General features: G+C 71.7%; 8 protein-coding genes. 2 read left to right on the top strand and 6 right to left on the bottom strand.

Annotated features, from left to right (window positions below; genetic code table 11):
- Positions 1-74: 74 nt before the first annotated feature.
- Genes ACMATS_RS34125 through ACMATS_RS34100 form a run of 6 tightly spaced genes read right to left on the bottom strand, consistent with a single transcriptional unit; the run spans position 75 to position 6,850 of the window.
- Complete coding sequence (locus tag ACMATS_RS34125) at positions 75-1,682, bottom strand: MBL fold metallo-hydrolase (protein ID WP_414170135.1); 1,608 nt, start codon at positions 1,680-1,682, stop codon at positions 75-77.
- Positions 1,679-2,200, bottom strand: coding sequence for a hypothetical protein (locus ACMATS_RS34120; RefSeq protein WP_414170851.1), 522 nt, complete (start codon positions 2,198-2,200; stop codon positions 1,679-1,681). Before ACMATS_RS34120 ends, ACMATS_RS34125 begins: the two co-directional genes overlap by 4 nt.
- Positions 2,200-3,267, bottom strand: a complete 1,068-nt coding sequence (speB, locus tag ACMATS_RS34115; protein WP_414170134.1) for an agmatinase — start codon at positions 3,265-3,267, stop codon at positions 2,200-2,202. The genes ACMATS_RS34120 and speB overlap by 1 nt, the downstream gene beginning before the upstream one ends.
- Positions 3,264-4,346, bottom strand: coding sequence for an isocitrate/isopropylmalate dehydrogenase family protein (locus ACMATS_RS34110; protein WP_414170133.1), 1,083 nt, complete (start codon positions 4,344-4,346; stop codon positions 3,264-3,266). The genes speB and ACMATS_RS34110 overlap by 4 nt, the downstream gene beginning before the upstream one ends.
- Before the next feature lie 6 nt (positions 4,347-4,352).
- Positions 4,353-5,621 carry a 3-isopropylmalate dehydratase large subunit gene (locus ACMATS_RS34105; protein WP_414170132.1) on the bottom strand — a complete coding sequence of 423 codons (1,269 nt, stop codon included), beginning with the start codon at positions 5,619-5,621 and terminating at the stop codon, positions 4,353-4,355.
- Positions 5,618-6,850, bottom strand: a complete 1,233-nt coding sequence (locus ACMATS_RS34100) for a hypothetical protein (protein ID WP_414170850.1) — start codon at positions 6,848-6,850, stop codon at positions 5,618-5,620. The genes ACMATS_RS34105 and ACMATS_RS34100 overlap by 4 nt, the downstream gene beginning before the upstream one ends.
- A gap of 319 nt (positions 6,851-7,169) precedes the next feature.
- Between ACMATS_RS34100 and ACMATS_RS34095 the strand changes: the two genes are divergently transcribed.
- A complete protein-coding gene (locus ACMATS_RS34095; protein WP_414170131.1) occupies positions 7,170-8,432 on the top strand; it encodes a KamA family radical SAM protein in 1,263 nt (420 codons plus the stop codon).
- Positions 8,429-15,376: an amino acid adenylation domain-containing protein gene (locus ACMATS_RS34090; RefSeq protein ID WP_414170130.1), complete on the top strand. Its 6,948-nt coding sequence runs from the start codon at positions 8,429-8,431 to the stop codon at positions 15,374-15,376. Before ACMATS_RS34095 ends, ACMATS_RS34090 begins: the two co-directional genes overlap by 4 nt.
- The last annotated feature ends 9 nt before the right edge of the window (positions 15,377-15,385 follow it).

Genomic DNA, 15,385 nt, shown 5'->3' with positions numbered 1-15,385 from the left:
CGACAGCGATCCGGGACGGTGCGACGGGGGCACGGTCCGTCTCTCCCGCGGCGACAAGGGAAGCCGAACCGCCGTCACCACGGCAGGTCGCACGAACCATGAAGGCGCCGTGCCTCGATCCCCCGGGTGCGGCAGGCCGCCACAAACCGTTCGGCTGCCCGCACCGGTACCGCAGTCTCGCTGAAGGTCGTCGTCGTCAAGTACCAGACCCACGGCTCGTGTCCCATGGCGTACACGTAGGCCCGGCCGCACCCCATTGCCTCGGCGAGTGCCACCGCACCGAGGTCGTCGTTGCCGTTCAAACGTCGGCGCGCGGCGATCTCCCGGTCGGGCGCGGAGGTGAACAGGGGCCCGTAGAGCCAGGTCAGCGGGGCTCCTTCGCATTCCATCCCGAGGAAGAGCACATCGACCTCGCCGATGGCCCGCCGCACGTGCGCATACGCCTCGGGGTCCACCGTGGAGGTGTCGGCGGCGAAGAGCACGACTTTCCCGTCGGCCTCCAGCCGCCACGCCGACTTCGCCGAGATGGCGAGGTCGCCGTGCTCGCCGAAGAAGGGCACGGCCGTGATCCGGCCCACGGGCGTCTCGATCTCCTGGAGCTCCCCGAGCTCGATCACCCGGGGAAATCCCGCTGCCTCCAGTGCCAGCCGCAACGACGGATCCTGCAGCGACCCCGAGTCCGACCGGGGCACGACGACCGTCCCGATCCGGGTGCGCAGGCGCAGGAGCGTCTCCAGCACCAGGTGGTCCTGGTGTCCGTGGGTGATCAGGACGTGGTCGATGTGGTCGGGCAGATCGCTGTCGGCCAGGCGGGGGCCGGCGCCCGGAAACGCCGGTGGAAGCAGCGGATCCACCAGGACCGAGCCCTGGTCGGTCTCCACCAGGACACAGGCGTGTCCGAGGTAGCGGATGCCCGGCTTCTTCCGGACGGACTCCCTCGGTGTGGCCGTTGCGGGGGCGGCGGTGAAGTACGGCGCCAGCAGTGTCGCGGCGTCGGGTGTGAGCTCCAGGGCATCCGCAATCTCGCCGAACGGCCTCGGTGAGCGCGTCGTCGAGAACATGACGTCGACGCCGGGGTGGTGGAAGGCCACGGGCAGCACGATCCGGTCGTCGGTGTCGAGACGGGGGGTGGAGAGGACGAAGGGGCGGCGGTCGGCGCGAAGGGGCGACAGCGCGAGGGCCTGACCGTCGGGCGCCGCGTAGTCGCTGCGGTACAACAGCCCCTCGATCAGCCGGAACGAGGCGTTGTCCCGCAGGTCGTAGACCAGTTCCACGTAGCCTTTCAGCGGCTCCGGCACAAGGGGGTAGAGCTGCTCGAGCGGCGCACCAGGGTCGGCATCGGCGAGCAAGTCCTGCAATGCGTCGACCGCGGCGTCGAGTTGGAGCAGCCGTGCGGCTCGTCGCCGGGTGGCCTCGACCAGGGCCTCGACGTCCGCCGAGCGGTCCCCGTCGAGTTCCATGAACGGACCGCCGGCCAGGGCCGGGGTCCGGGCCGACCGTTGGTGGACCGCCGGCGCCGCCAGGTAGGACGTCATGATCGGCAAGTGGCGACGGGCGATGTTGCGCGCCGCCGTGGCGGGCGAGAGCAGGTGCGACCACGCGTACCAGCGGTCGACCAGTGGCTCGACCACGACGTCGGGGCGCAGCGAGACGGGCCGGCGGGAGTCCGGGGGCGCGCTCATCGTTCACGCCTTCGCTGTCCCGACCGGACACGGTCGAGGGTGTACGGGGTGAGACCGCCGGCGTCGACGATGCCCTGCAGGGCCCCGAGGTCGGCGAACTCCATTCGGCGGTCCGCGCAGGTGACGACCCGGCGGGTGAGGTCCACGCTGACCGGTTCGCCGGTGACCGACTCGTCGAAGCCGTGGTCTCCGACAACGGGGAACAGCAGGCCCATGTTGACGCAGTTGCGGAAGAAGATGTTGCCGAAGGACTTGGCGACCACCACGCGGGCTCCGGCGTGGTAGAGCGCCTGTGGTGCGGTCTCCCGGCTCGAACCACAGCCGAATTCCGTCCCGGCGAAGATCACCGTGTAGGGCGAACGGCCCGTCCGCGGGTCGACGAACGGGATGTGGGCCGGGTAGTCGACCAGGGCGATCCGGGCGAGCTGCTCCGGTCCTTCGTAGGGTTCGAAGCGGCCCGGACTCATCACGTCGGTGTCCACGAAGTCCCCCACCCCGTAGGCGAGGCCGCTGAGCATCACGACGGGATCCCTCCGTCCTCGGCCGACGAGCCGGCGCGGCGCCTCCACGCCATCCCCGACAGCACCTCCAGTACGATCCGGTTCGCAAGGAAGGCCGTGATCTCCCCCGGTCCGTCGTAGGGCGGCGAGAGTTCGACGATCTCCGCGCCGACGAGGTCGGTGCGCTGGGCGCAGGTCCGTGCCGCGTCGAGGAGTTCGCGGCTGGTCAGCCCGCCCGGTTCGGGCGTCCCGGTCCCCGGGGCCATGCCCGGGTCGACGACGTCGATGTCGATCGTCAGGTACACGGGACCGCACCCGAGCTGTCCGAGGACCTCGTCCAGGCAGGCGTCGAGGCCGCGGGAGCGCAGCTCGTACATGGTGACCGACCGCACTCCCAGGTCGGCCGCCCAGGCGAGGGTGCGCGGTCCGGGCCAGTAGCCGCGCAGTCCGATCTGGACGAATCGGTCTCCCGGCACGGTGCCGGACTCCAGTACCCGTCGCATGACGGTGCCGTGTCCGTACTTGGAGCCGAAGTCGCTGGTGTCCCCGATGTCGGCATGGGCGTCGAAGTGGATCACCGAGAACGTCCCGGCGCCGCGGCGGCTCGCGATCCCCCGCATCGTCGGCCAGGCGATGCTGTGGTCGCCGCCCAGCGTGAAGGGGACGGCCCCCGCGTCCACGACCTCTCCCACCGCGCGTTCGAGGAGCTGGTGCGCGCGCTCGGTCTCGCCCGGCGGGGTGGGCACGTCCCCTGCGTCGACGACGGTGAGTTCGGTGAACGGGTCGATCCCGAGGCCCAGGTGGGGCCGGTACGGAACGTGGGGCAAGTAGTCGGTCCGGCGGATGGCCTGGGGGCCGAAGCGCGTTCCCGGCCGGTGGGAGGTGGTTCCGTCGAAGGGCGCTCCGAGGATCACGACGTCGGCGCCCACGTAGCCTGCGGGGCTCTGTTCACGTCGCGGCAGCCCGAGAAACGAGGTCTCCGGGCCGAACACCCCGCGGTAGTCGGCCTCACGGACCGCGTCGTCGTAGTCCTGCGGGGCATCGGCTGCTCCGCCCGGCCTGCCGGGCGTGGCGGGGATCGTCACGGAGTTGCCTCCTCGGCCACCAGGGTGTCGAACGCTTCACGGACTGCGGCGCCCATCTCCTCGGTGGTGCACGGTTTGTCCTCCGGGCCGGCGATGTCGGGGGTGCGCCACGACTCGACTGCCCGCGCGACGGCGGCGGCCAGGAGGTCCGCCCAGCGCGGGGCGTCGAAGGTATGGCGCAGCATCAGCTCCACGGAGCCGATGGTCCCGAGCGGATTGGCGCGCCCGGTGCCCGCGATGTCAGGGGCCGTGCCGCCGACCGGCTCGTAGAGTGCGAACCCGGTGGGGCTCAGGGTCGCCGAGGGAAGGAGTCCCAGTGATCCCAGCACCGCGCCGGTGATCTCGGAGAGCAGGTCGCCGAACAGGTTGCTGGTGACGATGACGTCGAAGTCCGCAGGGCGCAGGACGAGTTCCATCGCCATGGTGTCGGCGAACATCTCCTGGACCTCGACGTGCGGGTGGGCCGGGCGCTCCTCGGCGAGGACGTCCAGCCAGAGTCCGAAGACGTCGGGGATGGCGTTCGCCTTGTGCACCAGGGTGAGGTGGCGCCGCCGGGCCTCGGCGTGCTGGAAGGCGCACCGCAGGATGCGGCGGATTTCGTCCTCCCGGTAGTACATCTCCTGCCCGGCCCAGCGTCGTCCGGCGTCGGTGCCCGTGCGACGGCGCCCGTAGTAGACGTCCGACACGAGTTCGCGCACGATCAACAGGTCGACGCCTTCCAGGCGTTCCGGCCGCAGGGGCGAGACGGCGCGCAGCGCAGGAAGCGGTCGGGCGGGCCGGAGGTTGGCGAACAGGTCGTAGCGGCTGCGCAGTTCGCCGATCGGTTCATCCGCTGTGGCGCCGAACAGGACGGCGCCGCACGGCGTCGCCGCAGCCTTGTCGAGTTTGTCGCGCACCGGGTCGGGCAGCCACTGTCCGGTGCGCTCGTACGCCGGGCGGCCCACGGCGTGCTCGCTGATCGCCGCGTCCAGTCCGGCGCGGTCGAGGACGTGTTCGAGTATGTCGCGTGCCACGTGCACGACTTCGGGTCCGATCCCCTCGCCGGGGAGGATGAGCACGGTGGGTCCTTCGGCCGGCATCCTCGGCTACTCCGTGATCCAGCCGGCGAGCGCGCTCCGCGCGGCGACGATGGGCGAGGCCAGGTAGACGGACGACTTCGGGTTGCCCATGCGGCCCCGGAAGTTGCGGTTGGTGGTGGACAGGCAGACTTCGCCGTCGCCGACGACGCCGCCGTGCGCGCCGTAGCAGGCCTTGCAGCCGGGCGACTCGATCACGGCTCCGACGGCCAGCAGTTTCGTCATCACGCCGGTCAGGATCAGTCGGCGGTAGATGCCCATGGTGGCGGGCACGATCATGAGCCGGACCCCGGGCGCCACGTGCCTGCCGGCCAGTTCGGCGGCGGCCACCTCGATGTCGTCGTACTTCGCGCCGGTGCAGGACCCGATGTAGACCTGGTCCACCCGGATACGGTCGGCCATCGCCTCGTCGATCGAGTGCACGTTGTCCGGCCGGTGCGGGTAGGCGACGGCGGGGCGCAGGTTCTCGGCGCGGTAGGCGAGGCGGCGCGCGACCGGGGCTCCGGGGTCGCTGGTCACCGGCTCGTGGTCGACGGTCCGTGGCCGTGCGGCCAGGTAGTCCGCGGCGGCGGGCGACAGGGTCATGATGCCGTTGACCGCTCCGGCCTCCACGACCATGTTGCACAGCGTCATGCGCTCCTCGACGGACATGGCGTCGACCGTGGAGCCGCAGAACTCGATCGACCGGCCCGAGGCGCCTCCCATGCCGAGGTCGCCGATCAGGGTCAGGATCACGTCCTTCGCCAGCACGCCCGGGGCGAGTTCGCCCTCGATCCGGACCTCGATGGTCTCGGGGACGCGGAACCACAGGTCGCCGGTGTAGAAGGCGTTCACCATGTCGATCATGCCGACGCCGGAGCCGAAGGCGTTGAACGCCCCGTAGGTCACCGAGTGCGAGTCCGTGCCGAGCACCACCGTCCCGGGCTGAACGAGCCCTTCCTCGCACATCATCACGTGGCAGATGCCGTAGTTCTCGCCGTACGGGTAGTGGTGCGTGATGCCCTGCTCGGCGGCGAACCGCGCCATGCTCACGGCGAGCCGCCGCGACTCGGCGTCCTTGGCCGGCACGAGGTGGTCCTCGAAGAGGGCGATCCGGTCGGGGTCCCACACCGTCGCGTCCGCGCCGAACGCGTCGTGGAATTCGCTGCGGAGGCCTTCGCACACCGGGTCGTGGGTGAACGCCATGTCGATCCCGACCTCGACGATCTCCCCGGCGACCACGTGGTCCCGGCCGGCGGCCCGGGCGAGGATCTTGTGGGTCATGGTCTGCGGGATCATGCCGGCGCACCCCCGGCGTCGAACAGGGCGCGGATCTCGGACGGTTCGAGCCATCGGTCCCGTGACCGTGCCCGCGTCAGCACCGCGTCGACGTTCTTCTCGTCGGCCGGGGCCCCGATCGAGGCGAGCGCCTCGCGGGCGGCGGCCCGGCCGCTCGTCGGCCCGACCATGATCGACTGCTGTCGTCCGAGCACGGCGGCGGGCACGCTGGAGAACACCAGGTCCTCCGTCTCGCGCCCCCAGCAGCGGGCCTTGAGCAGGGCCGCGACGTGGGTCCCCGTGCAGGTGGCGAACGCCTGGTCCCCGATCAGGGGGGCGTTCCGCCGTACGGGGGTGCCCGTCGCCTCCGCGAGCCGGCGGCAGTGACCGAGCACCCGGTCCGGCCGGTAGCCCTGGTGTCCGGCCTGGTAGAGGTACATCACGACCAGTTCGAGCGCGGTGTTGCCCGCGCGCTCCCCCAGGCCGAGGAACGCGCCGCTGATCGTGTCCGCTCCGGCCTCCGCGGCGGCGAGGGCGTTCGCCAGCGCGAGCCCCCGGTCGTCGTGGCCGTGCCACCAGATCTGCACCTCGGCGGCACCGCCGTGCGCCGGAGGGCGATCGGCCAGCGCGTGCTGCGTGGCTGCCCGCACCGCCCGCACGATGCGCGCAGCGCCCTCGGGCGTCGACTCCCCCACCGTGTCGCAGACGGTGAGGACTTCCGCCCCCACGGCGACCGCCGCGTGGACCATCTGCTCGAGTTCCCCGGGCGGTGTGCGTGTGGCGTCCTCGAAACTGACGCCGAACCTCGTGCCTCCGTCACGGGCCGCCGATCCCGCGGCCGTGATGCGGTCGAGAACACTGTCGAGGGTCCAGTCCTCGACCTGCCGCCGCAGTGGGCTGCACCCGACGAAGAAGTCGGCCCACACATCCCGGTCGGTGCCCCGGTTGAGCTCGGCGATCGGTGCGATGCTCGCCGGGTCGGCCAGCGCCAGGAAGCGCGGGACCATCGGGATGCCACAGCGGTCGAGGTGTTCGACGAGATGTCCCGCCTCCGCGCGGGCGCCCGGCGAGCTGGAGGGGAACCCGAGCATGGCCGCCTCGATCCCGATCGCCGCGGAGGACTCCACGAGCGCCTTCTTCTCCTCGAGGTCGGGGTGGCGCACGAAGGCACCCTGCAATCCGTCCCGCAGGCTGTCGTCCTCGATCCCTACATGATCGACGCGACCCGGGCGCGGATTCCAGGTGAACACTTCTCCGGTACTCCCAGACACCGCTCCACCCCTCTATCCAGAGCAGCCGGACGGCCCGGCTCGAATCAGCCCGGCCGGATCGGATAAAAGCAACCGACCAAAACGGTGTACCAGACCGGAGCCTTGGCACACCAGAGGCCCCAAAGAGAATCCGACGCAGCGTCTAAAAGAGGGCTAAACAACGCCTGAAGGATCCCTGGCAGCCGCCTCAAAAGAGCCTGATACACCGTCTGAAGAATAATTTGGCATGGTTGAACGGCCGTCGGAACCGTGTCTATCGTTGAAACTCGGTTCGTCCGGATTCAGCCGGAGGTTGCAGATGGCGATCGGTGTGCAGAACGGAGCGAGTGCTCGTCATCCCCGGTGGGCGGACGTGCCCGAGGCCGAGTGGAGCGACCCCCGGTGGCAGATGACACACCGGCTGCGGAGCGCCTCGCAGTTGCGCGAGGTCATGAAGCTCACCGAGGAGGAGGAGGGCGCGCTCGGCGCGGACGGCCTGTTCCGCGTGGACGTCACCCCGTACTTCCTCAGCCTCATCGACGGGAGCGATCCGCAGTGCCCGTTGCGGCGTCAGGTCATCCCCACCTCACGGGAAATGGAGGCTTTCGACGGAAGGCTTCCCGACGCCAACTCGGAGATCGAGAACGAGCCGGTACGCGGAGTTATTCACAAATACCCCGACCGGCTCGTGATGCTGGTCACCAGTTCCTGCGCGGCGTACTGCCGGTACTGCACGCGAAGCCGGTTCGTCGGTGACGGGCAGCAGAATTACGGCCACGCGGACTGGCAGGAGCAGATCCGCTACGTCCGTGAATCACCACAGGTGCGCGACGTCCTGATCAGCGGCGGCGATCCTTTGACGATGGCACGGAAACGCCTGGCCGAGATCGTCGCCGAAATCCGGGAGATTCCGCACGTCGAGATCATCCGCCTGGGCACCCGCGCCCCGGTGTTCAACCCGTTCGTCGTGGACGACGAACTGTGCGAAATCATCGAGGCGAATCACCCGATGTGGGTGAACATCCATGTGAACCACCCGTACGAGATCACCCCCGAGCTCGGCCGGGCCTGCGACCGTCTCCTCCGCGCCGGCGCGCCCGTCGGCTCGCAGGCGGTCCTGCTCAAGGGGATCAACGACAGCGTCGAGGTGCAGCGCCGGCTGTGCACCGAGCTCGTCCGCATCCGCGTACGCCCCTACTACCTGTACCAGTGCGACTCGGTGCGGGGCGCGGGGCACTTCAGGACGAGCGTCACCAAGGGCATCGAGATCATCGAAGGCCTGCGGGGCCACATCACCGGCTTCGCGGTCCCGACCTACGTGATCGACAGCCCCGGCGGCGGCGGGAAGATCCCGGTCGCCCCGAACTACCTGCTCAGCCTGTCACCGGAGCGGGCGGTGCTGCGCAACTGGGCGGGAGAGATCTCCGAGTACAAGGGACCGTCGGGGTACCGGTCGGGCACGACACCTCCGCTGCGGGGGACGAAGCCGCCCGCCCCGCGGACGGCCCCCGACGTGACCACCGTTTCCGACCGGCTGTCCGCCCCGCAGCCGTCCGATGACGACGAGGGCGCCGACGCATGAGCCCGGCACACTCCCGGGCCCAGGACTCCGACGGGCCCCGCCACTCCGTCGACGACGTGCTCGCGGCCGCCGCGGTCGTGCTCCAGCGGTACGAGGACCGGGACCGGCTCGTCCTCGACGTCACGATCAGGCCACACGGCACAGCGGCCGGGACCGGCACGGCACACCGCGTCGTCGTGGACTGTCCTCCTTCCGTCACGTTCGCGTGCCTGCGCTCCTCGATCTCCGACCGGCTCCCCGGTCCCCGGCCCGCGGGCCACTGGAGCGTTCTGGTCGCGGACTCCAACGTCGTCGGCCCGAGCACCGGCCCCCGCCCCGCGGCGCGAGGCGAACTCACCCTGCGGCGCGGCGCCGAGCCGACGATCACCCTCGAACACCCGCACGCATCCGGCCGCGGGCTCCAGGAGGCGGTCGCCCGCGTCCTCGCCGCCGGCACCGCCCACCCGGAGCGGGAATTGGCCGGGCTCCCGGTGCTCGCCCCCGCAGAGACCGGCTTCCAGCAACACCAGCTCGCGGGCCGGCAGTCTCCGGCCGCCGCGGAGACGACCATCCACGAGCTCGTCCGGGCCGCGGCCGCTCGCCACCCCGAGCGGACCGCGGCGGCCTGCGAGGCGGAAACCCTCACGTACCGGGAACTCGTCGAGCGCTCCGAGCGCGTGGCCCGGGCCCTGCTGGCCCACGGCGTCACGCGGGGGGAGATCGTGGCCGTCGTCGCCGAACGATCGTGCGCGGTGCTCACCGCGGCCCTCGGCGTACTCACCGCCGGAGGCGCGTTCTTCCTGCTCGACCCCACGCTGCCCGAGGCCCGGCGCACCCAGCTCCTGGCCGAGGCCGGGGTCCGGCTGATCGTCACCACCCGGGCCGCGCGCACTGCGCTCTCAGCCGACCGCCCCACCATCGTCCTCGAAGGCCTCGGACGGGCCGACACCCGCCGCTCCCTCCCGCGGCTGCACGGCGACGACCTCGCCTACGTCATGTTCACCTCCGGCTCCCGGGGCAGGCCGAAGGGCGTCCTGGTACGCCACCGCTCGTTCGTCAACCGCCAGTTGTGGCTCATCGACCACCTCGGCCTCGGTCCCGACGACGTCTCCCTCGGGCGGACGGCGCTGTCGTTCGACCCCTCCATCTGCGAGATGTTCCGTCTGCTGCCGGTCGGCGGCCGCGTGTGGTTCCTGCCGACCGGTCACGAGCGCGACCCGGCGCGGGTGCTCGACGCCATCGAGCGCGAACGGGTCACCGTCGTGGACCTGGTGCCCTCTCCCTTGCGCAGCCTGCTCGAGCATGTGGCCGCGCTCGGCTTCCGCTCCGCGCTCTCGTCGCTGCGATGGATCCTGGCCGGCGCTGAGACCCTGCACCCCTGGCTGGTCGAGCTCTTCGAGGAGGTCGTCGGCCGCGGCGGGGGTGCTCGCCTGCTCAACGGATGGGGCGCGACCGAGGTCTGCGTCGACGTCACCTCCTTCGACTGCTCGGCCGGACCGGTGGGCGAGTCCGTGCCCGTCGGGCGTCCGATCCCGGGGACCGGGGTCGCCGTGCTCGACCGGCACGGCCGCTTCACGCCGCTCGGGGTGCCGGGCGAGCTTTTCGTCCGCGGGCAGTGCCTCGCCGCCGGCTACCTGAACGACGAGGAGCTCACCGGCGAACGCTTCGTGCGGCGCCCGGTCGCCGGACCGGAGCTGCTCTACCGCAGCGGGGACCGGGTCCGGTGGCGCGCCGACGGGAACCTGGAGTTCCTGGGGCGGCTCGACGACGAACTGTCGGTCCGCGGGCTGCGGATCGCTCCCGCCGAGATCGAGGCCGTGCTGCGCCGCCACCCCGCAGTGGACGACGCCCTCGTCCGCACCACAGGCGGCGGAACGTCGGAACAGGCGGACAGCGAGCGGCTCATCGCCTGGGTGACCCACGACGCCTCGTGCGCACCGCCTGCCCCCGACGCCGTCCGCGCGCACCTCCGCCGGTTCCTGCCGGCCGCCATGGTCCCCGAGGTGATCCACGTGCTGGACGCCTTCCCCCGGACCGTGCACGACAAGATCGACATCGAGGCCCTGCCGACAGGACGTCCGGGCGGCCCGACGGCAGGCCCGCTCCCCTCCCCCACCACGCCGGTCGAAGACGCCCTCGTCGCCCTGTGGCGCGAGGTCCTGGACGGCACGGCGGTCGGCCCGGACGACGACGTCATCGCCCGGGGCGCCACCTCGCTGGACGCCGCCCGGATGGCCACGCGCGCGGCAGCGGGCGTGTGCGGACTCCTGGACGTCGTCACGATCTTCGCCCACCCCACGGTCCGCGCACAGGCACGCGTGGTGCAGGACTGTGACCACACCTCGTGCCGGGTCGCCCGGCTGGAACCCACGCCGCCGGCCGGGACGGCCCCGGCATCCCACAGCCAGCTCCGCCACTGGATCGCGAGCCGCTTCGACGCCACCTCCTCCGCCTACAACATCGCCATCGGCGTCGAGCTGTCCGAGGTCCCCCACCCCACCGTGCTGCGCACTGCCGTGGACGAAGTCACCGCCCGGCACGAGATCCTGCGCACGGCCTTCTCCCTGGTGGACGGCGAACTCGTGCAGCGCATCCTGCCCCCGGAACCGGGCTGGGTACCCGTGGAGACCAGCACGGCCGCCGACCCGTCCCGTCACCTGCGCACGATGGGCGAGCGGCCCTTCGCCACCGCGGACGGTCCCCTGCTGCGACTGGGCCTGATCACCCCGGCGGGTCCGGCGACGACGTCCGGACGGGGAAGCGTGCTGTATCTCGTCATCCACCATCTGATCAGCGACACCTGGTCGTTGACCCTCCTGCTCACCGAACTGGCCGCACGGTGCCGGGCCCTGGCCACCGAGGACGGCCCGGCCGAGCTGCCACCCGTCCGCCTCCAATACCGCGACTACGCCGCGTGGGAGCGCGCCCGGCTCGCCGGTCCGGCGGGCCGGCGGCTGCAGCGCTTCTGGATGGACCAGTTGGCCGGACCGCTGCCCGTCCTCGACCTCCCGCTGGACGCCCCGCGAGGCGCCACGAAGGCTCCCGGGGCCGACGTCAAACGCTTCACGCTCGGCCCGGAGGTGACCGGAGCACTGCGGTCGTGGGCCGCGAACCGCCGGGCCACGCTGTTCATGGCCCTCCTCACTGCAACCTCCGTGTGGCTGCACCGGCTGACCGGACAGCGCGACCTGATCGTCGGCACCCCGGTGGCCGGCCGCCCGCACGTCGATCTCGAAGACGTCCTCGGCTCCTTCGTCAACAGCGTGGCCCTACGGACCCGTGTGGACCCGGAGGCGTCGCTCGACGCACTCCTCGCCCACGTCCGGTCGACCGCCCTGGACGCCTTCGCCCACGAGGAGTACCCGCTCGACCTCGTCGTCCGCGACCTCGGCCCGGTGCGCGACCCCGGGCACTCGGCCCTGTTCGACGTGATGCTGGTTCTGCAGAACGCTCCCGGCGCCCGGACCGAGTCCGTATGGGGAGAACCCCACGCCCGCCGGGTCGACGTCGACCGCGGCGTCGGCAAGCTCGACATGATCGTCACGTTCGTCGAGGACGAGGACGGACTGCGCGGTGAACTCGAATACGACTCCCACCTCTTCGCGAGCACGACGATCGACCGCTGGCTCGCCGGGCTCTCCCGCACGATCGGCGCCCTCCCGCACTCCGACGGCACCACCGTCGCCGCCCTGGCCTCCTCGGCACTGGACGCCCCGACGGCCCCTGTCCTGTTGCACACGGCGGTGGAGCGCCAGGCCCGGCTCACCCCCGAGCGCCCCGCCGTGGTGTGCGAGGACCGGGTCCTCACCTACGGCGAGCTCAACCGCAGGGCGAACCGGCTCGCCCACCGGCTGCGCAGCGAGTTCGGGGTGGGCCCCGGGCGGATCGTCGGCTACGCGGTCGAGCGCACCGAGCGCGTGCCCGTCACCCGGCTCGCGATCCTCAAGGCGGGCGGCGCCTTCCTCGGGATCGACCCCACCCATCCCGAGGCACGGCGCCGGGCCGTGCTCGAAGATGCCCGACCGGTCCTCCTGGTGGTCGACGGTCACGACCGCGGCCTCCTCCCGGAAGGGCTGGAGTGGCTTCCCGTGCTCGCCCTCGACGAGGAACCCGGTCCTTCCGACGACGACGGGCAGGCGGCCGACCTCACCCCGGTCACCGGCGCGGACGACCCTGCGTACGTCATCTACACCTCCGGCAGCACCGGCACGCCCAAGGGCGTGGTGCTGGAGCATGCGAACGCCGTCGCGCTCCTGTGGGCGGGCGGCTGGCCGTTCGAGTTCCGTGACGACGACGTCTGGACGTCGACGCACTCGATCGCCTTCGACTTCTCCGTCTGGGAGATCCACCTCCCGCTCTCCCGCGGAGCCCGCGTCGTGATCGTGCCCGAGACCACCCGCCGTGACCCACGACAACTGCTCCCGGCTCTCGTGCGGGAACGGGTGACGGTGCTCTCCCAGGTCCCGACCACCTTCGAGCGGCTGGTGGACGAACTGCACCGCGGCCCCGGGCCGGCACCGGATTCCCTGCGCTACGTGGTGCTCGGCGGAGAACCCGTCAACCCGGGAACCGTCCGCCGCTTCGCCGAGCGCGTCCCCGGCGTGGACGTCGTCAACGGCTACGGCATCACCGAGACCACCGTCTTCACGACGTTCAAACGACTCGACCCCTACCAGGCCCCCGGGTCGCCGTCCGACGTGCAGAACATCGGCCGCCCGATCGGGACGGTCGGCGTGGACCTGCTGGACCCGGACGGGAAACCGGTTCCCGACGGCAGCGTCGGGGAGATCGTCATCAGCGGGCCCACCGTGGCCCGGGGTTACCTCGGCCGCCCCGAGGAGACCGCCCGGGCCTTCGGAGCGGGCGACGACCACGACGGGCGCAGGTCCCGGCGGTGGTACCGATCCGGAGACTTCGCCCGGCGTCTCCCCTCCGGCGATCTGGTGTTCGTGGGGCGGCGGGACCGCCAAGTCAAGATCCGCGGATACCGGGTGGAGCTGGAGGAGGTCCGCGCCGCGATCCTGAGCACCGGGCTGCTGACCGGGGACGCCGTGACCGACGTCAGGACGGAGTCCGACGACGCCCGGACGGGATCCGTCCGGGCCCCGACGCTGGTGGCCTACGTCGACGACCGCGACCGGGAGCGGATTCCCGCCCTGCGCCGGCGGCTGCGGGAGCTCCTGCTCGCGCCCATGGTCCCCAGCCGGTTCGTCACCGTCGACGACTGGCCGATCACGGCCAACGGGAAGGTGGACCTGGACGCGCTCCGCACCCGGTACGCCGACCTTGCGCAGCCCCCGGCCGAGCAGAACCCCGAGGCCCCCGGGCCTGCCGAGGGTGGCGCACCCGACACGAGGGCCGTGCTGCAGTCGCTGTGGAGCGAGCTGCTGGACCGTCCCCGTCTCGGCCCCGACACCAACTTCTTCTCCGTAGGCGGCCATTCCCTGCTGGCCGTGGTCCTGGTGACCCGGGTCGAGGAGGAACTGGGCGTGACCCTCGCCCTGGAGGACGTCCTCACGCACTCCACGCTCGCCCGCCAGGCGGAGCTGATCGACGCCCGCCGCACACCGACGACGGAGCAGCCCGTCACCTGCCCGGCCACGATTCCCCCGGCCCCACAGGCCGACAACTACCCGTTGTCGCCCGCGCAGTCGGAGTTCTGGCTGCTCGATCAGTTCCGCGCCCCGGAGACGCCCGCTGCGCTCCCCGAGATCCTGGACCTCGGCACCCCATGGGACCCGGAGGCCGACCGTGCGGCGTTCGCCCGGCTCGTCACGTCCTTCGCGATCCTGCGCACCGAGTTCCCCCTGGTCGGTGACCACCCCCGGCAACGGATCCGTCAGCAGGGCGACAAGGACGCGCTCCGGCTGACCGACCTGTCCCGCTCCCCCACCGCCGAAGACCTGCACAAGCTCGTCGAAGAGGAGACGGCCCGGCCACTGGACCTCGCCGAAGGGCCCTTGTTCCGGCTCCACTTGGTCCGCCGTCCAGGCGCGTCGTCCCTCGCCCTGGTCACCGCCCACCACATCGTGTGGGACGGCATGTCCTTCGACGTCCTCGCCCGCTGGTGGCAGCAGGACCGGCGGGCGCGGCGTGACGGGCGCAGCGCGCACCGGCCGCCGGCGCGTCAGTTCCACGACATCGCCGCCCACCATCTCGCCTACCTCGAAAGCCCCGACGGGCGCGCCGAACTCGACTGGTGGACCGAGCGGATGACCGGGATCGACCGGACCCGCCCCGACCTCACGCCGCTGGGCATCGGCCGCCAGGACGGACCCCGGGACTTCGTCGGACGCCGCCACTGGGTGAGCCTGGACACCCGCCGTACCCGCGCGCTGCGGGTGCTGTGCGCGGACACCGGCGCGACGCTCTTCACCGGACTGCACGCCCTGGTCAAGGCGTTCCTGTTCGCCATGACCGGGCAGACCGACATCGTCGTGATGTCGCCGGTGTCGCTGCGGGACGGGCCGGTCCTCGACGAGCAGCTCGGACCGTTGATCAACACCCTCGGCATCCGCGACCGCGTCGAGCCGCACGCCCCCTTCACCACGCTCCTGGGCTCCGTACGCCGGTCGGCTCTCGACGCTCTCGCCCACCGATGGGTCCCGCCGGTGAACATCGGCCGGGCGCTGGGGCTGGATGCCGACACACCGCTCGCCGACGTCGGCCTGACCCTCCAGCCCCGGACACTCCTGACCGGTACCGAAGACGCCCCCCGGCCGGACTTCGTCTTCGGCGCCCACACGGCACTGTGGTTCGACATCACCGAACGGGCGGACACGCTGGACATCGAGATCGTGGCACCCCGCGCCCGCACCGACGACGACACGCTCACCGAACTCGGGCGGGCCTTCCTCGGGATCGTGGAGACACTCCTCGATCACGCCGACGACCCGCTGGACCGGACCGTGGGCGCCGCGTCGGCGCCGGCCCCGGCCCCCCTGACCATCGAGCTGCGGTACTGAACGCGCGCC

It is taken from the genome of Streptoverticillium reticulum (assembly GCF_047456005.1).
GTDB lineage: Bacteria > Actinomycetota > Actinomycetes > Streptomycetales > Streptomycetaceae > Streptomyces > Streptomyces reticulum.
This window is presented reverse-complemented; position numbering and strand designations above follow the sequence as displayed.

Coding starts and splice junctions, on each gene's coding strand:
- ACMATS_RS34095 (WP_414170131.1), top strand. CDS start 7,170: ATGGCGATCGGTGTGCAGAACGGAGCGAGTGCTCGTCATCCCCGGTGG.
- ACMATS_RS34090 (WP_414170130.1), top strand. CDS start 8,429: ATGAGCCCGGCACACTCCCGGGCCCAGGACTCCGACGGGCCCCGCCAC.
- ACMATS_RS34125 (WP_414170135.1), bottom strand. CDS start 1,682: ATGAGCGCGCCCCCGGACTCCCGCCGGCCCGTCTCGCTGCGCCCCGAC.
- ACMATS_RS34105 (WP_414170132.1), bottom strand. CDS start 5,621: ATGATCCCGCAGACCATGACCCACAAGATCCTCGCCCGGGCCGCCGGC.
- ACMATS_RS34110 (WP_414170133.1), bottom strand. CDS start 4,346: ATGCCGGCCGAAGGACCCACCGTGCTCATCCTCCCCGGCGAGGGGATC.
- ACMATS_RS34120 (WP_414170851.1), bottom strand. CDS start 2,200: ATGCTCAGCGGCCTCGCCTACGGGGTGGGGGACTTCGTGGACACCGAC.